This is a genomic window from Thalassococcus sp., from assembly GCF_982780845.1.
Map to the genome: position 1 here is coordinate 302,551 of NZ_CEYADA010000002.1, position 19,267 is coordinate 321,817.

The 19,267-nt window shown below is 57.7% G+C and carries 17 protein-coding genes; 8 read left to right on the forward strand and 9 right to left on the reverse strand.

The annotated features are described in order from the left end of the window. Positions 1 to 6 precede the first annotated feature (6 nt). The 4 genes from lptA to AC4FIA_RS03635 all read left to right on the forward strand — a co-directional run bounded on the left by lptA (position 7) and on the right by AC4FIA_RS03635 (position 2,598). Complete coding sequence (lptA, locus tag AC4FIA_RS03620) at positions 7 to 513, forward strand: lipopolysaccharide transport periplasmic protein LptA (protein ID WP_488048847.1); 507 nt, start codon at positions 7 to 9, stop codon at positions 511 to 513. After that, complete coding sequence (lptB, locus tag AC4FIA_RS03625) at positions 513 to 1,271, forward strand: LPS export ABC transporter ATP-binding protein (protein WP_488048846.1); 759 nt, start codon at positions 513 to 515, stop codon at positions 1,269 to 1,271. The genes lptA and lptB overlap by 1 nt, the downstream gene beginning before the upstream one ends. 244 nt (positions 1,272 to 1,515) lie before the next feature. Then, on the forward strand, positions 1,516 to 2,082 hold the full coding sequence (hpf, locus tag AC4FIA_RS03630; RefSeq protein WP_103910584.1) for a ribosome hibernation-promoting factor, HPF/YfiA family: 567 nt from the start codon (positions 1,516 to 1,518) through the stop codon (positions 2,080 to 2,082). Positions 2,083 to 2,133: 51 nt separating this feature from the next. After that, positions 2,134 to 2,598 (forward strand): PTS sugar transporter subunit IIA, encoded by a 465-nt coding sequence (locus tag AC4FIA_RS03635; RefSeq protein ID WP_490364754.1) that lies wholly within the window; start codon positions 2,134 to 2,136, stop codon positions 2,596 to 2,598. Positions 2,599 to 2,665: 67 nt separating this feature from the next. Here AC4FIA_RS03635 and AC4FIA_RS03640 read toward each other — a convergent pair whose 3' ends face one another. The 8 genes from AC4FIA_RS03640 to cysQ all read right to left on the reverse strand — a co-directional run bounded on the left by AC4FIA_RS03640 (position 2,666) and on the right by cysQ (position 12,131). Continuing rightward, positions 2,666 to 4,096 (reverse strand): sulfotransferase family 2 domain-containing protein, encoded by a 1,431-nt coding sequence (locus AC4FIA_RS03640; RefSeq protein ID WP_490364755.1) that lies wholly within the window; start codon positions 4,094 to 4,096, stop codon positions 2,666 to 2,668. A 6-nt stretch (positions 4,097 to 4,102) separates the two neighbouring features. Beyond that, complete coding sequence (locus AC4FIA_RS03645) at positions 4,103 to 5,803, reverse strand: DUF5927 domain-containing protein (protein WP_490364756.1); 1,701 nt, start codon at positions 5,801 to 5,803, stop codon at positions 4,103 to 4,105. Next, positions 5,800 to 6,810, reverse strand: a complete 1,011-nt coding sequence (locus AC4FIA_RS03650; RefSeq protein ID WP_490364757.1) for a glycosyltransferase family 2 protein — start codon at positions 6,808 to 6,810, stop codon at positions 5,800 to 5,802. Before AC4FIA_RS03650 ends, AC4FIA_RS03645 begins: the two co-directional genes overlap by 4 nt. Positions 6,811 to 6,860: 50 nt before the next feature. Next, a complete protein-coding gene (locus tag AC4FIA_RS03655) occupies positions 6,861 to 8,054 on the reverse strand; it encodes a glycosyltransferase family 4 protein (protein ID WP_490364758.1) in 1,194 nt (397 codons plus the stop codon). Between the two features lie 4 nt (positions 8,055 to 8,058). Next, positions 8,059 to 9,042 (reverse strand): UDP-glucose 4-epimerase GalE, encoded by a 984-nt coding sequence (gene galE, locus AC4FIA_RS03660; RefSeq protein ID WP_490364759.1) that lies wholly within the window; start codon positions 9,040 to 9,042, stop codon positions 8,059 to 8,061. 4 nt (positions 9,043 to 9,046) lie between these two features. Continuing rightward, the gene (gene galU / locus AC4FIA_RS03665) at positions 9,047 to 9,940 is read right to left on the reverse strand and encodes a UTP--glucose-1-phosphate uridylyltransferase GalU (RefSeq protein ID WP_103910577.1); all 894 of its coding nucleotides are present in this window, start codon (positions 9,938 to 9,940) and stop codon (positions 9,047 to 9,049) included. 124 nt (positions 9,941 to 10,064) lie between these two features. Next, positions 10,065 to 11,306, reverse strand: coding sequence for a glycosyltransferase family 2 protein (locus tag AC4FIA_RS03670; RefSeq protein WP_490364760.1), 1,242 nt, complete (start codon positions 11,304 to 11,306; stop codon positions 10,065 to 10,067). A gap of 3 nt (positions 11,307 to 11,309) precedes the next feature. After that, positions 11,310 to 12,131, reverse strand: coding sequence for a 3'(2'),5'-bisphosphate nucleotidase CysQ (gene cysQ, locus AC4FIA_RS03675; protein WP_490364761.1), 822 nt, complete (start codon positions 12,129 to 12,131; stop codon positions 11,310 to 11,312). A gap of 96 nt (positions 12,132 to 12,227) precedes the next feature. On the opposite strand from cysQ, the gene AC4FIA_RS03680 reads away from it, so the two are divergent. Beyond that, on the forward strand, positions 12,228 to 13,058 hold the full coding sequence (locus AC4FIA_RS03680; RefSeq protein ID WP_287475100.1) for an ABC transporter permease: 831 nt from the start codon (positions 12,228 to 12,230) through the stop codon (positions 13,056 to 13,058). A gap of 4 nt (positions 13,059 to 13,062) precedes the next feature. Here AC4FIA_RS03680 and AC4FIA_RS03685 read toward each other — a convergent pair whose 3' ends face one another. After that, a complete protein-coding gene (locus tag AC4FIA_RS03685) occupies positions 13,063 to 13,650 on the reverse strand; it encodes an alpha-ketoglutarate-dependent dioxygenase AlkB family protein (RefSeq protein WP_490364816.1) in 588 nt (195 codons plus the stop codon). A gap of 246 nt (positions 13,651 to 13,896) precedes the next feature. Between AC4FIA_RS03685 and dnaK the strand changes: the two genes are divergently transcribed. The 3 genes from dnaK to AC4FIA_RS03700 all read left to right on the forward strand — a co-directional run bounded on the left by dnaK (position 13,897) and on the right by AC4FIA_RS03700 (position 19,214). Next, positions 13,897 to 15,810, forward strand: coding sequence for a molecular chaperone DnaK (dnaK, locus tag AC4FIA_RS03690; RefSeq protein WP_488048837.1), 1,914 nt, complete (start codon positions 13,897 to 13,899; stop codon positions 15,808 to 15,810). An 80-nt stretch (positions 15,811 to 15,890) separates the two neighbouring features. Then, entirely contained in the window at positions 15,891 to 17,042 is a 1,152-nt protein-coding gene (gene dnaJ, locus AC4FIA_RS03695) for a molecular chaperone DnaJ (protein ID WP_103910571.1), read from the forward strand. Between the two features lie 147 nt (positions 17,043 to 17,189). Beyond that, entirely contained in the window at positions 17,190 to 19,214 is a 2,025-nt protein-coding gene (locus AC4FIA_RS03700) for an FAD-dependent oxidoreductase (protein WP_490364762.1), read from the forward strand. The last annotated feature ends 53 nt before the right edge of the window (positions 19,215 to 19,267 follow it).

Consider the following 19,267-nt stretch of genomic DNA (forward strand, 5'->3'; position numbering starts at 1 on the left):
TGCCGTATGTTGAAAAGACTTCTTTTGATTTCCGCACTTTGCCTGACAGGTGGTGCGGCTTTTGCCCAAGGGGCAAACGTGGCCTTTGGGTCAGTGCAGCAGGACTCGTCTCTGCCGATCGAAGTCAGCGCTGATAACCTGTCGGTCAACCAAAGCGACGGCACGGCTTTATATACTGGCAACGTTGTGATCGGTCAGGGCGAGATGCGTCTGGCGGCCCCCCGCGTGTTGGTGGTTTACGCCAAGGGCGCAGGTCAGATCGACCGGCTTGAGGCCACAGGCGGCGTCACGCTGGTCAGCGGCGAGGAAGCCGCAGAAGCGGATCGCGCCGACTATAACCTGCAAGACAATGTCGTGGTCATGATCGGCAACGTGCTTTTGACCCAAGGGGACAACGCGCTGTCGTCGGATCGTATGACCGTTTACCTCAAGGATGGCACGGCCCAGATGGATGGGCGTGTCCGGTCGATCATCCAGCCCAGTTCGAACGCCGAAGAGGGCGAAGGCCAGTAATGACGGCACCCAAGCTGACAGTCACCAAAGGCCAAGGTGGATTGGTCATTTCGCACTTGCGCAAAAGCTATCGCAAGCGCGTGGTGATCCGTGACGTCAGCATGGAAGTGCAGCCGGGCGAGGTTGTGGCACTGCTTGGCCCTAACGGTTCGGGCAAAACAACCAGCTTTTATGCCATTGCCGGTCTGGTGAACCCCGAAGGCGGGCAGGTCACCATTGACGGTAAAGATGTCACCTTCCTGCCCATGTATCGCCGTGCGCGTCTTGGGATCGGCTATCTGCCGCAGGAAATGTCGATCTTTCGTGGCCTGACGGTCGAGGCGAACATCGCGGCCATTTTGGACATCTCGCAGAAAGATGCGCGCAAGCGTCGCGAGCGTCTGGAAGAACTGTTAAGCGAATTTTCCATCGAACACCTGCGCCGCGCGCCCGCGCTTGCGCTGTCGGGTGGTGAGCGTCGTCGTGTCGAAATCGCACGCTGTCTGGCGGCTGATCCCAAGTACCTTCTGCTGGACGAACCTTTTGCCGGCGTCGACCCGATTTCGGTCGGGGATATCCGCCATCTGGTGTCTGATCTGAAAAACCGGGGCATCGGCGTTCTGATCACCGACCACAACGTGCGCGAAACGCTTGAGCTGGTGGATCGCGCCTACATCCTTCATGACGGTAAGGTTCTGATGTCCGGCACGCCGGACGAAGTGGTTCAGAACGAAAACGTGCGCCGTGTATATCTGGGTGACAGCTTTCGTTTCGGCTGAATCGCCCGTTTCCGCGAGCATTAGATAGTTTTCTATAGGATTCGATTGACAGTCGGGCGCGGCATGCTTTCATATTAAGTATGGCGATGCACGATCCAGGTTGGAAATCGGCTCCCCCTTGTTCAAGGGGCCAAGTCGATCAACCAAAATCCGCCCGCCCTTACCACCTCTGCCTGGCGTAAAAAACCGGACCGGTTTGGTCCGTCCTGTTCGCCTGTGCAGACATAATAAGAAGGACACTTCCATGCGCTATCAGATTACGGGAAAGCAGATCGATGTTGGCGAAGCTCTTCAGACGCACGTCAAAACCGAACTGGGCTCTGTCATCGAAAAGTACGCTGGCCGTCCCACTGACGGAACCGTCATTTTTTCAAAAAGCGGGCATGAGTACGTCTGCGAAACCACTGTTCACCTGTCCACCGGCCTGACCTGTACAGCCAAGGCACATGAGAATGAAATTTATGCTGCATTCGAGGCATGTGTTGAGAAAATGGACAAACAACTGCGCCGCTATAAGCGCAGATTGAAAGATCATCATAAGGAACGGACGACTCCGGTTGAACTTTTCGGAGCCTCCTCGTATATCCTCGCCGGAACGACAGAGGCCGATGAGGCCGTTGAACCGGATACGCTTCAACCGATCATCGTGGCTGAAATGGAAACCAAGATCCCTTCCCTTTCTGTAGGTGAAGCGGTCATGCAAATGGAGCTTGCCGGCGCGCCGGTACTTGTCTTCCGGAACGAAAAGAAAGACGGCGTGAACGTTGTCTATCGCCGTGAAGACGGGAACATCGGATGGATTGACCCATAAGTCACGCCATGAACTGGCCGGCCTGATCGGATAAGCAAGAGCAATCTGCAAATGAATTTCATGGATCTTTTAACGCCTGACGCAGTCAAAATCGTCGGTGCGGTATCAAGTAAGAAACGGCTGATGCATGACATTGCCGATCTTGCGGCCTCGGCCTATGGGTTCAACGCTTCGATGACTGTCGAGGCGTTGATGGAACGCGAAAGCCTTGGCCCCACTGGTGTGGGCCACGGCGTCGCCTTGCCGCACGCGCGGGTTCCGGACCTGGACGAGGTCAAAGGTCTGTTCATTCTGTTGGATAAGCCAATCGACTTTGAGGCGGTAGACCGCCAACCGGTCGATCTGGTCTTTGCTCTGTTCGCGCCCGAAGATGCGGGTGTTGAACACCTGAAGGCCTTGGCGCTTGTGTCGCGCACGCTGCGTGACAACACCTTCTGCACCAAGCTGCGGTCAAATCCGGATGCGAACAAGTTGTTCACCATCCTGACCGAAGCGCAGTCGGTTCAAGCGGCTTAAGCTGACCTGAAACATCAAAAGACCCCGTCGGTTTCCGGCGGGGTTTTTCTTTTGTCAAACGTGGCGGTTATTCCGACCAGTCCTGATAGCCGAACATCGTGTAATCGCGCCCGTAGGCGTCGCGGCACAGATGTTCCATCGTGTCGTCATAGATGTCGGACAGCGTAAAAGGCACGTCTTTCGCGGCGGATACCGGATCAACGGGCGCGTCGTTGCCAGCCTGCATTGCCAATGCGGGCAAATAGGTTTCCATCTCGTGTTCGCGAACGATCAGGTCGGGCAGGGCAAATTCACCCATGCTTGTCAGCGTCAGGCTTTGCGTCGCCCAATGCCCATCGGTACGGATGCTGGTCTGGCCGGACAGGTTGGCCTTGATGAACCGCAAGAAGCCGTGGAACGCCGTGCGGTGGTCTTCGACGCCATAGGTTTCGGGCGAAATGTCGTCCGGCAGGCCAAGGTTATAGTGCTTGTTCAGATTGCGGCGGATTTGCGCAAAGCTGCCTTTGCCTGTTGATACGATCTTCTCGCAAAAGGCGGCATGGGCGCGGGCGAGTGGGTGGCGCACCACTGTAAAGCTGCGGTTCTGCGGGTTGGCGTTTTTCCACTGCCGCAGGGTTTTCTGGCTGAAGTCGCCGACAAGTTCCGCCTCGCTGACGCCATCCAGCACGGCCAGCCATGTCTTGACCGCATCCTCGGGCCCTGAACGCAGTGGCATATACAGCAAAGGCGTTTTAGCTCCGGCAATGTAACTGGGCACAACCGGTCCGCGGCGGGGTTCGAAATTCGGGGTGCGGGTCAGGTTGAACCGATCCAGACGCACCAGCGCGCGTTCCATGTCGTCAAAGTTTTCAACCTTGTCCGCGATGGGCTGAGGGTTCTGGCGTTTCAGGGACTTGTCCAGTTCTTCCAGTCGGTCCGGAATGCCCAGCCATGCGGCCATGCCGTTCATGACCTCAACGCTTTGCAGGTCTTCGTAGGCGACGTAAAACGCCGTCTGTCCGGTCACCTGAAGCCGGTTCTGAAGCGTGATCTGGAATTCCTGCAGCGCGGTCAGATGTTCTTCGAATTCGCGGCGGTCGAACACAGCCTTTTCTTCGCGACGCTTTTTCAGGTTGGTCAGCTTCCACTGGCCGGTGGCCTGGGCGATTTTCCAGCTGACATAGCTGTCGATCGGGTTGCGCGTCAGGACGATCTTGGCACAGCGGTGGTCCGCCAGCATCGCATCCAGAATGCGCGGGTCATGATCGTGGAAATAGCGAAAGCCCCCAAACCCATGGCTGGCCTTGGCGATCTGGGCCAACAGGCGCAGCGGATCTTTTTCACGGTCTTCTTGCGTGACGCCAAGGATTTCGGTGCTGTTCGGATAGCCGATGAAATGCGGATTGAACGCCTCGCCGTAACACGTCAGGGCCGGAAAGGCGTTGATGTTCGTTTCCAAGAAATTCGAGCCGGTCCGCATTTCGGCGAAGACCACAAAATAGTCGAAGCGCTGCGTCATAAAACGTTATTTCTTAACTAGATACGGTCTGCGCGCACGGCTTGCGCCATGGCGTTGTGGCGGATCCACGGGGAAATCCCCCATCAGATAGGGGTGCATCCCCTGGTTCTTCAAATTCTGCAAAAACTGGCCAAAGCCCGCAAGGTTTTCCATTCTCGGCGCCTCGGACAGGCGGCGAACGGATTTCTGCCCGATCTCGTCGATGATGACCTGTAGGGGCTCCATCGGGGCCTCGATAAATTCGGCCATGGTCCAGATGCGGATACGCGCCTTGGCATCGGGCGAGCGCAGTTCATCCAGCATCTTGGCTTCGATTTTCTGAAGCTGCGCCGCCTCGGCGCGGATTTCGCCGAAGTTGCGGTTGGATTTGAACAGCGGCACAGCCCACGCGCCCGAGATCACGGAAATCTGTGCGTTCGGGTCGCGGGCGAAGTGTTCGTTGATTTCGGGCGTGTCCGTCGGCCCGTACTGGAAACACTGCCGTTCGCCACGGGTGTTCCAGATCAGGTTCGTCAGGAAGGACCTCGGGTTATAGTCACGAATGGCAGCGCTGTCCGATAAAGCACCGTTGATCACGCTTTGCCCGTTGGCAAAGTTGGTGGCGTCCGGCCCGAACAGATGGCCATGAACCTGGGTACCCGTCGCGCGCGCCAGCCAAGGTTCGAAATCGGTGAAAAGTTCGCTGAACCCTTGGAAAACAGAATACTTGCCTGCCGTCAGTCCGTTTTCCCAACCCCAGTTCGGAAAACGGCTTTGCATGTATAGGCCCGGACGGCCGCGCGTTCGGCGGTCCACCGCTTTGGCAAAGATGCGGTCGATTTTTCCGGGGTTCGGTTCGGTCCGGCTGGCCTGCGCCTCGGCATCTCCAAGGAACGCATTATAAAGCCGTTCCGCATGGGGCCAGATTTTCCGCGCAACGAAACAGTCCGACCGCCGCAGAAGCTGAAGGTGGTCGTCGTAAAAGATGTGCGGTTTGCCTTGGAAGTCGAACTTGGACAGGGTCAGCGACCGGCTTTCGATCGTGGTCGAATAGAGCCGCGACAGCGTCTGGAAATAGCTTTCGTCCGGAATCCACACATGGCGGAAATACCGATCATAGACGTGGCGGCGCGGGTCCTGAAGGATCGCCGACAGGGTCTGACGGGTCAGGCACCACCACTGGCTTCCCATATGCGGAACGATGCCGCGCGGGATGCGCCGGCGGTAGCCAACGGCACGTTGTAGATCGACGAATTTGTCGAACAGATAGCGGTTGTTGCGCCACGAAAACGGGAACCGCATGGTAAAGCGTTCTTCGTCCAGACCGCCCACTGTCCACGGCACGTCAGCGGTCGTGGCGCTTTCGATAAAGTCCACGCGCGGGCGTTCGGCCAGATAGTCGATCAGTTCCTCAACGGGACGCAGGGGTAGGCACGACCCTGACGACAGATAGACGTGGCGCACATCAGGGAATTTGGACAGCATCAGCTCGGACGCGTCCTGACTGGCGGCGACCAGCCCCCACGATCCCCATTCGCAGCGGTGGCGCAGCGAAAAGGCCAGATCGTCAATGTCCGACAGGCGTTCAACGAAATCTGTATAGGCCTTGCGCGGCACTTTGGCGTCGACGTGGATCACAACGGGGCAACCGGCCTTGGCCCAGTGGCGAGCGACCTGTTCCGCGCGTCCCAGCGCGGTGTGCACCAGCATGATGATCCCGACGCTCATGCCCAGTTCCCCTTGGACATAAGGCCCAGAATCTCAAGCTGGCGCCAGTTGATGTATTTTTCGGACCACTTGCACCATAGGTCAGGATTGTCCTGAAGCCCGTCGGCGTAAGCGATGTATTCCTTGGACCCCGCATAATGCTGGCGGCGTTCCAGTTCTTCCTGCGCCTTGGTCGAAAACGTATCAAGGAATTTGGTGTGCAGCAGAACGCCAGATGCCTTTTCGCCACCCCATTCGTCATAAACAAGGTTCAGACCGCGCGGCAAAAGCGTGTGGGTCGAACTGACAAATGCATAGCGCCGGTTCCATTTGACCAGCGGAATTTTGTTCAGCGCAGGCGAGCGCTCCGGCTCGTCCGGAAAGAACATGCGTGTGCGAGGGCCGCCCTGAATCCACAGGTTCCCGTACTGCGGGTTCTTCTGGATCATGTAGTTGCCGGGATCGAACCACGACGCGATTTCCAGCGGGTTCTGGCCAGCCTCATAGGGTTGCGCGTCGATACGGCCCTTGGGGTACATATCCAACAGCATCGCGCCAAAGGATTTGATTGAGGACGCATCCAGCCAGTCGGTCAACGCGCGCAAGGGGCGCGTGTCGCAGAACGGGTACAGAAAGAATTCATCGGGATCGACGGTCAGACACCAGTGTTCGTGCCCGTATTTCATCTGAAGCCAGTTCAGCCAATCCACGCCGAAACGGGACCGTTTATAGCTGGCCTTGGAATGCCAGACAGACACATCCGGCTGCCGCGCAAGGTAATCCAGCGATCCGTCGGTCGAGTCATTGTCGACAAACAGAAAGTGGTTGATCCCCATGTCGCGGTAGTAGTTCAGGAAGTAAGGCAGGCGGATGCCTTCGTTCCGCATGGTCGAAAACAGCAGCAGATCGGATTTGCGGATTTGGTCGGTGCGGTTGGAAATGGCCCGCAGGTCACGACGTTTGCGAAAGGCGCGGATCAACCAGCGCCGTCTTTGCAATCGTAATCTGTAGGACCGCCAGACGCCCAACTACCAACCTCCTGCATCGTCGAATGACCATGCCCTTTACAACGGCCCTATCAGATATGCGTAAAGACGACCTTGAAATGATCTTCCCAATTTGGCGGAACAAATTGGATGGTGTGATCAATCAGGCCGTCAATCTGAGCCTCACCCGACTGGGCAAGCCGTTCTATATATTGCCGCCAAAGATAACGGTCGCCGATGTCAGCGTAAATGGCTTTGTCGCCAAGGACTTCGTGATAGATCGGCAGTTCGTTGACTATTACGGGTAGGCCCAGTGCCGCTGCTTCTACAGGTGGTAGGCCAAAGCCTTCTGCGTGGCTTGGAAACAGCAGCGCGCGGGCATTTTTCATCAGCCCAAAGACCTGATCGTCGTTCAAACCGCTGAGCACGTGGATATGCGGCGGCTTTGCATCCAGCCGCGCCAGCGTTTCGCGGTTTTCCCAGCCGCGCGATCCGATGATCAGCAGGTCAGGGGCGTCGTCGCCTAAATCTTCCCAGACATCTAGCAACAGCGCGTGGTTCTTGCGCGGCTCGATCGTGCCGAGGGTGACAAAATAATTGTCCGCATTCCAAGGCCCCTCAGGCGGGGTGCCGCAGCGCGGGATTTGCACGCCAAGATGGGCCACAACGACAGGCGGTGCACTGGGGCAATGCCGCGCAATATCGCGGGCGGTCTGTTGGGAGTTCGCGATCAGCAAATCGGCGTTATCCGCGGCGCGTGATAGCAAAACGCGGAATGTTTCGACCGTGCAGGCACGTTGATACTGCGGGTAATCAAGCGGGATCGTGTCGTGCACCAGAAAAGCGATTTTCAGGTCCAGAACCTGCCGGAGCCCTTTAACCGTGTGCGCATCCAGCATGGTGTGGCCGGTGTTGATGTAATGCGTACCGGGCATCAGGTGGCGTTTTAACAGCTTGCCCAGACGGGATTTTACCGTACGTCCACGCGCCATTTTGCGCAGCGTCGCCTCGACCCCTGCGCGGGCCGGATCGCCGCGCCGCGCCAGTCGGGACAGTAGGCCGGGCTGGTCCCAGTCGTTGGTCATCAGGCGGATGCGGAATTCACGGCAGCCTTCCTGATCCAGCAGGATATAGCCCACCGACGTGCGGATCAAACCATAGAGCGGCACGTCGTCCGTCAGCCCATAGGTCAGATAGGCAAACTCGACCCTGTCGACACCCGTCATCGGACGGCCTGCGCGGCTGGTCAGGCGGGTCAGGTCAAGAAGGCGGGCAGGGGGTGTCACAGTGTTATTCCGTGTATTCGCCGTGCTGTTGCCAGCGCCACGCATCTTCGATCATGTCCCGCATGTTCGACCGCTTCGGCGACCAACCCAGTTCTTTGATCGCGCGTTCGGATCCCGACACCAGTTTCACCGCGTCACCCGCGCGGCGGGGGCCTGTGGTGTGCGGCACGTCACGGTTGGTCACGCTGCGCGAGGCATCGATGACTTCGCGAACCGAGAATCCGTCGCCCGTTCCAAGGTTGAACACACGGCTTTCTTTATCGTCCAACAGCCATTTCAGACCCAGAATATGCGCCTCGACCAGATCGCAAACATGGACATAGTCGCGGATGCAGGTGCCGTCGGGGGTGTCATAGTCGGTACCGTAGATCGTCAGCGCGTCACGCTTGCCTTCGATGGCTTCCAGCATCACGGGGATCAGGTGCGTTTCGGGGCGGTGGAATTCGCCCACCTCGGCCTCGGGGTCGGCACCTGCGACGTTGAAATAGCGGAAGATGATGTGGCGCAGCCCGTGGGCCGCTTCAAAATCGCGCAGGATATCTTCGATCGCACGCTTGGACGCGCCATACGCGTTCAGCGGCATCTGGACCGAGTTTTCGTCCAGCACAACGTTGTCCTGATCGCCATAGGTTGCACAGGTCGATGAGAAGACAAAGTTCATGCAGCCTGCTTCGACGGCGGCTTCGATCAGGTTCAGCGAACCCGAGACATTATTCCGCCAGTAAAGGCCGGGCTTTGACATCGCCTCGCCCACTTGACTGAGCGCGGCAAAATGCATGACTGCGACTGGTTTATGTTCTTCGAAACACCGCTTCAGCGCGTCGGGATCCAACAGGTCGCCTTCGAACACAGGTCCGAATTTGACCGCCTGTTTCCAGCCGGTCGAAAAGTTGTCGAAAGTCACAGGGGTGAAACCCGCCGCCCGCAAAAGCTTACAGGCGTGCGAGCCGATATAGCCCGCTCCGCCTGTCACCAGAATCTTTGTCACTGGTTTACTCCGCCGCTTTATCGACCGCAGCAATCTCGTTGATGTAGCGGCGCAGATCGTCTTTCAGATCGTCGCGTGCCAGACCGAAGGCCACAGTTGCCTGCAGGAAGCCAGCCTTGGAACCACAGTCAAAACGCTGACCGCGGAAGCGCAGGCCGTGAACGCCTTCTTTACCACCGATCTCCTGCGCAATCGCGTCGGTCAGCTGGATTTCTCCGCCGGCACCGGACTTCATTTTGTTCAGGTTTTTCAGAATGGTGGGCGACAGGATGTAACGACCGATAACCGCAAGGTTGGAAGGTGCGTCTTCGACCTTGGGCTTCTCGACCATGCCTTTGACGCTGACCAAAGAACCCATGTCTTCGTTAACGTCCAGAATACCGTAGGCCGATGTTTTATCGCGCGGAACTTCCATCGCGGCGACCATGTTGCCGCCGGTTTCCTCGTATGCCTCTACCATCTGCTGCAAGCAGGGCTTTTCCGCCGCGATAACGTCGTCGGGCAGCATAACCGCAAAGGGTTCGTTCCCGATCAGACGGCGCGCACACCAGACGGCGTGACCAAGGCCAAGCGCCTTGTGCTGGCGGATGTAAGCGATGGCACCGGAGTCCATGTTGGTGGACTTCAACGTTTCCAGAAGCTCGGTCTTGCCCTTTTTCTTCAGCTCTTGTTCCAGCTGCGGGGCGTGGTCGAAGTAATCCTCAAGCGCGCCTTTGCCGCGCGAGGTCACAAAGATGAATTCCTTAATGCCAGCGGCGCGGGCTTCGTCGATGGCGTATTGCACCAGCGGGCGGTCCACCAGTGTCATGATCTCCTTAGGCACAGATTTGGTCGCTGGCAGGAAACGTGTCCCCATACCCGCCACCGGAAAAATTGCCTTGGACACCTTATGCTTCATAGTCTGCTCCTCGTTACAGGCGATGGCTTAGGCCTACATCGCCTTTTGCACTCGGTTTAACACACTCCGTGCAACCTTGTCTGCACAATGGGCCTTATTTGTGTCGTGTAGTGCAAGTTCTGCATCACAGGGCAGGGGAAAGATTCCACGATTGGTTCATTCTTCTCCTCTCGGCCTTGGCGCGCGGTTGCAGTCTTGTCATTTGCACAAGCGGAGCGGCGCGGTCCGAGCGGCCGAACAAGCCACCTGTTTGCAGCCAGATGCCCTCGGGCAGATAGCGCAGATGATGGTACAGTGCGGTGTGCGACAGGCACAGGACGACAGGGATGTCACCCGTCTTCAAAACAGTTCTGGCCTTGTCCAGAAGGGCCGCGCGCTGATGACGCCGCCCCGAGATCAGGATATGCCGCGTGCCGGTTTTGGTCGGGTAGGGCAAAAAACCTGTACTTGGTTTCGGTAGCGAGGGCTGATTGGTTAGCGGTCGTTCGCTGCCTTGTGCGATCCCCGATTTCAGCCCTTTGAGCAGATGTTGGACGTCTAAAGGATCCAGTTGGCCTGACTGCATCAGCCTTAGTAAACGTTGCCTTTGGTTGCTGATAAAAGTGGCAATTTGAGCATCATGCTGATTTTTTTGGCAATGTTTGCGCAGAAAAACCGCATAAGAGGCCCCGATTTCCGTCAGATCCTTTGGCGTGCGGTCGGCCCGCCGCCGGATGCTGGGGGCGAAACCGTGGTGCACGCGCGCCTGTGGGACGATGGCCGTGGCCAGCCCTTCGCGGGCCAGTCGCAGGTTCAGGTCGGTTTCATCCATGTAAAAGCGGAAGGCCGGATCGAACCCGCCGAAGGACGCCAGAACATCGCGGCGCACTGCCATGTTGGTGCCTTCGGTCTTGATTGCGCGCTGGGCCGTCGGGTGCAGTACGGTGATGGCATTATCAGCCACTTTGATGGGGGCGGTGTGCCCGCCGTGATCCACGCTGCGCGCACCCCATTGCAACGAAATCCCGTTGCGCCCGACAACATAGCCGCCTGCCGCCATCACCTCGGCGTCATTGAAGGCAGGCATCAGATATCGAAGCCACAGGGGTTCGGGCACTGCATCGTCGTCGATAAAGGCGATGACCTCGCCTGCGGCGGCGGCGATGCCCAAGTTACGTGCTTCCGAGATATTCGGCTTGTCGAAGGGAACCGTCTTGATGCGTCGGGCGTCAAAGCGCGTGCGAATGCGCGTCATGCCTGCGGGGCAGGCGACAACGACGACCTCAAGGTCAGGGTAATCAAGTTGGGAAATGCCCGTCAGGCAACGATCAAGCGCGTCTGGGCGCTCCCGGCTCACGATGACAACGCTGACCGGGAGGCATGTCATGGCTTACGCTTCTTTCAGATCAACGCCCGGCGCGTAGGCGATAAAGAACGGGTTCGCGAAACCCGCTTTGCCGTAGACCAGCGGTGTGTGGTCGTCAAAACGCACAACGCGGCCACCGGCACCCGCCAGAACGGCGTGGCCTGCGGCGGTGTCCCACTCCATCGTGCGACCGACGCGCGGATAGATGTCTGCCTCGCCCGTTGCAACCAGACAGAACTTCAGCGAGGAACCCGCGCTTTTCATGTCTTTGACGTTGTATTTGTTGATGTAGTCATCGGTCGCCTGATCGCGATGCGATTTCGACGCGACAACCATCAGTTCGTCATTGTTGGGGTTGGTGACGCTGATCTTTTTCGTTTCGCCCACGGTGTCTTTGTCGAACGGGCCCATTTCCTCGACCGCGTTGCCGACGCTGTCGGTAAAGAACATGCGGTTGCGGGCAGGGGCATAAACGACACCTCGCGTCGGAATGCCGTTTTCAACCAGCGCGATGTTGACGGTGAAATCGCCACGGCGGTTGATGAATTCCTTGGTGCCGTCCAGCGGGTCGACAATCAGGAAGGTGGACACGTCCTGATCATGGCTATCGGCTTGTTCTTCTGTGACCAATGCGACGTCGGGAAACGCCTCGCGCAGACCGGCCGAGATCAGTGCATCGGCGGCTTCGTCAGCGACGGTGACGGGGCTTTCATCAGACTTCGATTTAACCTCGAAATCGTCGGACTCGTAAATTTCCATGATTTTATCGCCCGCTTCCAACGCGAGACGGCGAAAAATCGTGGTTAGGTCAGAATAATTCAAACTCTTGCCCTTCCCTTGGCACATTTGGTGCGTTCATTGCTTAGAAGTGTTTGGTCACTTATGATCGGGCATAGCGGGAACAGCAAGAAAACTTAACCCGCTAAATCGGAGCAGGCGCTGATGTTTGAAAAGAATGTCCCGACTACCAAGTTCGGTTCGGCTCTTAATATCTTAGAGCTGACATATCTGAACGCGGTGCAGTCCGTGCGGTCCAAGCACGGCAACGCCTTTATGGCGCTGTTCACGAACATCCTGCAGTCGGTGATCTTTACGCTCGCGTTCTTCATGTTCTTCCAGCTTCTTGGTATGCGCGCGGCCGCCATTCGCGGTGATTTCATGGTGTATATCATGTCGGGCATCTTCCTGTTCATGACCCACACCAAATCGGTTGCTGCTGTTGCAGGCGCCGAAGGGCCGACCAGCGGTATGATGCTGCACGCGCCGATGAACACGGCGATTTCGATCATGTCGCGGATGTTGTCGACGCTTTATATTCAGGTTTCCAGCTTGCTGCTGATCCTGTTCTTCTACGACATGCTATTCGCACCCGGTGTGATCGGGCAAATCCACAACCCAATTCAGGCCTTTGGAATGCTGCTTTTGGCGTGGTTGTCGGGCGGTGCGGTTGGTTTGGTCTTTCTGGCTGCATCCCCGTGGTATCCGACGCCTGTGGGCGTTCTGCGCACGATCTATCAGCGGGCAAATATGATTGCGTCAGGTAAGATGTTTGTCGCGAACTCGCTGACCCCTCAAATGCTGGCTTTGTTTGATTGGAACCCGTTGTTCCACACCATCGATCAGGCGCGCGGCTATGCTTTCATCAATTACTTTCCGCGCAATTCGAGCTGGGAATATGCGCTGTGGTTCACGCTCATATTCATGATGATCGGGTTAATGGGCGAGTTTTTTACACGCAAGCACGTATCCGCATCCTGGTTCGCGCGCCGCTAACGGCCTAACTGACCACCCGCAAAGTCAGGTTGATGCGCCCGCCTTTGGGCAGCAATGTGGATGAGCCGAAACGAATGCGATCCACGCCGTGATAACGCAGGCGCGCGGCCCCGCCCATGACCACAACGTCGCCCGATTTCAGCCAGTATGACTGGGTCTTGCCGCCGCGGGTGTCGTTGCCCATGCGAAACAACCCGTCATCGCCCAGCGAAATCGACAGGACCGGCGCGCCGAAGTCCGCTTCATCGCGATCCTGATGCATTCCCATACGGGCTCCTTCGCCGTACCAGTTGATCAAACAGCATTCCGGCATCCGATCGCATCCGGAAACCGTGTTCCAGATGTTCAGAATGCTGTCTGGAATGTCCGGCCAGGGCGTGCCGTCGGGATGTGTCGGGCTATAGCGATAGCCGGACCTGTCCGATATCCAGCCGAACCGTCCGGCAGCCGACATGCGCACCGACATCTTCTGTCCACGTGGTGTGATCGGCTGAAACAAAGGCGCGACCTTCAGGATGTCGCGTAAATCCGCCACCAAATCCTCTTGCTCCGAGCGATTCAGATAGGCTGGATACAGCGCGATATCACGAATGAGGTGCGGTTTTGGCGTTTTTTCCACGGTTCGAGCCCACAAAATGCATTTCTTTGGGATTAGTTTAGATTTTTTGCCAATTCTGCCTACCCAACGCGGTTGCAGGCGTATTTGTCGGCTCCTATATACTTCTCGATCACGGAATCCTGAGCACGTCAGGAGGACGTCATTCCTTAAATAACCATGGGCCTTGGTGCCGCAGCAGCGGGTCAGGGCCAATGCATCGCCTGAAGAAAGGGATCAAAAATGGGCAAAGTGATTGGTATCGACCTCGGCACCACTAACAGCTGCGTCGCCATCATGGATGGTTCGCAGCCGCGCGTTATCGAAAACGCAGAAGGCGCACGGACAACCCCGTCCATCGTCGCGTTCGCAGAAGATGAACGCCTTGTAGGCCAGCCGGCGAAACGCCAGGCGGTTACAAACCCCGAAAACACAGTATTTGGCGTCAAGCGTCTGATCGGCCGCCGGTTCGACGACGCGGACCTGGCCAAAGACAAAAAGAACATGCCGTTCGAAGTTGTCGACGGCGGCAACGGTGACGCTTGGGTACGCGCCCGTGGCGAAACATATTCCCCGTCGCAAATCTCGGCCTTCATCCTGCAAAAGATGAAAGAGACCGCAGAAAGCTATCTGGGCGAAGAAGTGACACAGGCGGTTATCACTGTTCCTGCGTACTTTAACGACGCACAGCGTCAGGCCACCAAAGACGCCGGTAAAATCGCCGGTCTGGAAGTGCTGCGGATCATCAACGAACCGACAGCTGCTGCTCTGGCCTACGGTCTGGACAAAAAAGAAACGCGCACAATCGCCGTTTATGACCTTGGTGGTGGTACATTCGACGTCACCATTCTGGAAATCGACGACGGTCTGTTCGAAGTGAAATCCACCAACGGTGACACGTTCCTTGGTGGTGAAGACTTTGACATGCGTATCGTCAACTACCTGGCAGACGAGTTCAAGAAAGAGCACTCGGTCGACCTGACGCAGGACAAGATGGCGCTTCAGCGTCTGAAGGAAGCGGCAGAAAAAGCGAAGATCGAACTGTCTTCTTCCAGCCAGACAGAAATCAACCAGCCGTTCATCTCGATGGGTTCGAACGGCCAGCCGCTGCACATGGTTATGAAACTGACCCGTGCCAAGCTGGAAAGCCTGGTTGGCGATCTGATCAAGGCATCCTTGAAGCCGTGTCAGGCAGCCCTCAAAGATGCGGGCCTGTCCACATCCGACATCGACGAGATCGTTCTTGTTGGTGGTCAGACACGTATGCCCAAGGTTATCGACGAAGTGACCAAGTTCTTCGGCAAAGAGCCGCATAAGGGTGTGAACCCTGATGAGGTTGTTGCCATGGGTGCGGCCATTCAGGCCGGCGTTCTGCAGGGTGACGTGAAAGACGTTGTTCTTCTGGACGTTACACCGCTGTCGCTGGGTATCGAAACGCTGGGTGGCGTGTTCACACGTCTGATCGACCGCAACACAACAATCCCGACGAAGAAATCCCAGATCTTCTCGACTGCGGAAGACAACCAGAACGCTGTGACGATCCGCGTATTCCAGGGCGAACGTGAAATGGCTGCCGACAACAAGATGTTGGGCCAGTTCAACCTTGAAAACATCCCGCCGGCACCGCGCGGCATGCCGCAGATCGAAGTGACCTTCGACATCGACGCCAACGGTATCGTGTCGGTTGGTGCGAAAGACAAAGGCACCGGCAAGGAACAGCAGATCACGATCCAGGCCTCGGGCGGTCTGTCCGACGAGGACATCGATCAAATGGTCAAGGACGCCGAAGCCAACGCGGATGCCGACAAGGCACGTCGCGATCTGGTCGAGGCGAAAAACCAGGCGGAAAGCCTCATCCACTCGACAGAGAAGTCGATGGAAGAGCATTCCGACAAGGTCGATCCGACAACCATCGAAGCGATCGAACTGGCTATCGCGGCTCTGAAAGACGAACTGGAAACTGACAACGCGGACAAAATCCGCAGCGGCATCCAGAACGTGACAGAAGCGGCCATGAAGTTGGGCGAAGCGATCTACAAATCGCAGCAGGAAGACGGTGAACCCGAGCCTGCAGCAGCAGACGCAGCGCAAGGCGATGACGACACTATCGTTGATGCCGACTTCGAAGATCTTGGCGACGACCGTAATCGCGGCTGAGATCAAGGCGGAACCTAACACAAGGGGCCGGTCCGGGCACCGGACCGGCCCCTTAGCGTTCCGCACGAAAGGAGGGCACAATGTCCAAACGTGACTATTACGATGTACTGGGCATCTCCAAGGGCGCTTCCGCGGACGAGATCAAGAAGGCCTATCGCACCAAAGCGAAAGAACTTCACCCCGACCGCAACGCTGACAATCCCGACGCTGAGTCCCAGTTCAAAGAGGCGAACGAAGCCTACGAGGTTCTGAAGGACGCCGATAAAAAGGCGGCCTACGACCGTTATGGTCATGCCGCATTCGAAGGCGGCATGGGCGGCGGCCCGCGTCCCGGTGGCGGCATGGGCGGCAACGGTGACTTTGCCTCGGCCTTTTCCGATGTCTTCGACGACCTGTTCGGCGATTTCATGGGTGGCGGACGTGGTGGCGGTGGTCGCAACCGCGCAACACGCGGTGCCGATCTGCGGTATAACCTGCGCATTTCTTTGGAAGATGCGTTTTCGGGGATGCAGAAATCCATCACTGTTCCGGCGTCGGTTCAGTGTGGGTCCTGTGATGGCTCGGGCTCCGAAGGTGGTGCTGAACCCCAGACCTGTCCGACCTGTTCGGGCATGGGCAAGGTCCGCGCGACCCAAGGCTTCTTTACCGTCGAACGCACCTGTCCGACCTGTTCCGGCCTTGGCCAGATCATCAAGAACCCCTGCAAAACCTGTAGCGGTGCCGGTCGGGTCGAAAAGGAACGCACCCTGTCTGTGAACATTCCCAAAGGTGTGGAAACAGGCACGCGTATCCGTCTGGCTGGCGAAGGCGAGGCGGGGATGCGCGGCGGTCCTCCGGGTGATCTGTACATCTTTATCGAGGTTGAACGTCACAAGCTGTTCGAACGCGAAGGCGAAACGCTGTTCTGTCGTGTGCCGGTGTCCATGGCATCTGCTGCGCTGGGCGGTGATATCGAAGTCCCGACCATCGACGGTGGCCGCAGCCGCGTGAAGATTCCGGCAGGCAGCCAATCAGGCCGTCAGATGCGTCTGCGTGGCAAAGGTATGCCCGGTCTGCGCGGTGCATCCGTTGGCGATATGCTGATCGAACTGGCCGTTGAAACGCCGGTCAATCTGACATCGCGCCAGAAGGAACTTCTGCGCGAGTTCGAAGACCTGAGCGAAGACAACAACCCCGAATCCAAAAGCTTCTTCAAATCGGTGAAGGGGTTTTGGGACAGCATGAAGGGCTGATCGGCCCGACATCGACACCTTATTAAGGCCTCGCAGGAAACTGCGGGGCCTTTTCATTTGCTTGACGCAACCGCCCATGACGTCACGTTGAGATCGACAATCGGGGCAGGGCGTGGAAACTCTGATCCCAATTAAGGGAGGCCTTTCATGACCCAATATCCGCATATGTTTGCACCGCTCGATCTGGGATTTACCACGCTGAAAAACCGCGTGTTGATGGGATCGATGCACACCAATCTGGAAGAAACCGGCGACTGGAACCGCGTTGCCGAATTCTATGCGGAACGCGCCCGTGGTGGCGTGTCGCTGATGGTGACGGGCGGCATGGCACCGAACCGCGAAGGCGGCGTATTTCCTGGTGCGGCGGGTCTCTTCACGGATGAAGACATTGCCAACCACAAGATGGTGACAGACCGCGTGCATGACGCAGGCGGCAAAATCGCGATGCAAATCCTGCACGCGGGTCGTTATGCCTATGGGCCGAAATGTGTGGCGCCGTCTGCCATCAAATCCCCGATCTCGCCCTTCCCGCCGATTGAACTGGACGAAGAAGGCATCGAAAAGCAGATCGCCGATATCGTCACTGCCGCCGCCCGCGCCCGCGAGGCAGGCTATGACGGGGTCGAGGTGATGGGGTCGGAAGGCTACTTCATCAACCAGTTTCTGGTGGAACATACGAACAAACGGACCGACCGCTGGGGCGGCAGCTATGAAAACCGGATGCGCCTGCCTATCGAAATCGTCCGGCGCGTGCGCGAAGCGGTTGGGCCAGACTTTATCGTCATCTACCGGATTTCCATGATCGATCTGGTGCCAAATGGGTCCACCCACGACGAGGTCGTCCAATTGGCGCAAGAGATTGAAAAGGCCGGCGCCACGATCCTGAACACCGGTATCGGCTGGCACGAAGCGCGCATTCCGACGATTGCCACATCGGTCCCGCGTGCGGCCTTTGCGTGGGTCACGAAAAAGCTGATGGGTAAGGTCGGTATCCCGATCATCACATCCAACCGCATCAACAGCCCCGAGGTCGCAGAAGAGGTGCTGTCCACCGGCTGCGCCGATATGGTGTCGATGGCGCGTCCGTTCCTTGCCGATCCGGATTTCGTGGCCAAAGCGGCCGAGGGGCGTGCGGCCGAAATCGCCCCCTGTATCGCCTGTAACCAAGCGTGCCTTGATCACACCTTCATGGGCAAGGTGTCGTCCTGTCTGGTGAACCCGCGTGCGGGCTATGAAACGGAACTGGTTCTGAAACCGACCGACACGCCTAAAACTGTGGCGGTTGTTGGCGCTGGCCCTGCAGGTCTGTCCACCGCCATCGCGGCGGCACAGCGTGGTCACAAGGTGACGCTGTTTGATAAGGCCGACAAGCTGGGCGGCCAGTTGAACATGGCGAAACGTGTTCCGGGCAAGGAAGAATTCTACGGTCTGGTCGACTGGTTCGGCACAATGGTGGAACAGTCGGGTGTGGAGTTGAAACTGGGTCAAGCGGTTGGCTCTGACGATCTGGCGGGCTTTGACGAGGTGGTCATAGCCACCGGCGTCATCCCCCGCGATCCGCAAATTCCGGGTCAGGACGGACCGAACGTTCTTTCCTACATCGATGTGCTGCGCGACGGGGCCGAGGTTGGCAAACGCGTCGCCGTGATCGGCGCAGGCGGCATCGGCTTTGATATCTCCGAATACCTTGTGACCGACGACAGCCCGACCACAAACCTGCCCGAGTGGATGAAGGAATGGGGCGTCACCGACCCGTCCGAGGCACGTTCGGGGCTGGCCCCCGAAGGCCCGCAACCCGATGCGCCGGTGCGCGAGGTCACGCTGTTGCAACGCAAGGCAGAAAAACCGGGCAAGCGTCTGGGTAAGACCACGGGCTGGATTCACCGCGCAGGGCTTCAGATGAAAGCGGTACAGATGAAGGCCGGTGTGAACTATGAAAAGATCGACGCTGAAGGGCTGCACATCAGCTATGGCGAAGCGCGTGAACGTCCCGAGGTGATCGCCTGTGACACCGTTGTCCTGTGCGCGGGTCAGCTGAGCGAACGCAGCCTTGCCGACGCGTTGATCGAAAAGGGTGTGACCCCTCATGTGATCGGCGGCGCGGATGTGGCGGCGGAACTGGACGCGAAACGCGCGATTGATCAGGGCACGCGATTGGCAGCCTCGCTTTAATCGGGAACAGACAACAAAGGCCGCCGACGCATTCCAGCTGGCGGCCTTTTTTT

Excerpts from the sequence above, each read along its gene's own strand:
- AC4FIA_RS03670 (WP_490364760.1), bottom strand. The coding sequence starts at position 11,306 with ATGACATGCCTCCCGGTCAGCGTTGTCATCGTGAGCCGGGAGCGCCCA.
- dnaK (WP_488048837.1), top strand. The coding sequence starts at position 13,897 with ATGGGCAAAGTGATTGGTATCGACCTCGGCACCACTAACAGCTGCGTC.
- cysQ (WP_490364761.1), bottom strand. The coding sequence starts at position 12,131 with ATGTGCCAAGGGAAGGGCAAGAGTTTGAATTATTCTGACCTAACCACG.
- AC4FIA_RS03635 (WP_490364754.1), top strand. The coding sequence starts at position 2,134 with ATGAATTTCATGGATCTTTTAACGCCTGACGCAGTCAAAATCGTCGGT.
- galU (WP_103910577.1), bottom strand. The coding sequence starts at position 9,940 with ATGAAGCATAAGGTGTCCAAGGCAATTTTTCCGGTGGCGGGTATGGGG.
- AC4FIA_RS03645 (WP_490364756.1), bottom strand. The coding sequence starts at position 5,803 with ATGAGCGTCGGGATCATCATGCTGGTGCACACCGCGCTGGGACGCGCG.
- lptA (WP_488048847.1), top strand. The coding sequence starts at position 7 with ATGTTGAAAAGACTTCTTTTGATTTCCGCACTTTGCCTGACAGGTGGT.
- lptB (WP_488048846.1), top strand. The coding sequence starts at position 513 with ATGACGGCACCCAAGCTGACAGTCACCAAAGGCCAAGGTGGATTGGTC.
- hpf (WP_103910584.1), top strand. The coding sequence starts at position 1,516 with ATGCGCTATCAGATTACGGGAAAGCAGATCGATGTTGGCGAAGCTCTT.
- AC4FIA_RS03680 (WP_287475100.1), top strand. The coding sequence starts at position 12,228 with ATGTTTGAAAAGAATGTCCCGACTACCAAGTTCGGTTCGGCTCTTAAT.
- dnaJ (WP_103910571.1), top strand. The coding sequence starts at position 15,891 with ATGTCCAAACGTGACTATTACGATGTACTGGGCATCTCCAAGGGCGCT.
- AC4FIA_RS03700 (WP_490364762.1), top strand. The coding sequence starts at position 17,190 with ATGACCCAATATCCGCATATGTTTGCACCGCTCGATCTGGGATTTACC.
- AC4FIA_RS03640 (WP_490364755.1), bottom strand. The coding sequence starts at position 4,096 with ATGACGCAGCGCTTCGACTATTTTGTGGTCTTCGCCGAAATGCGGACC.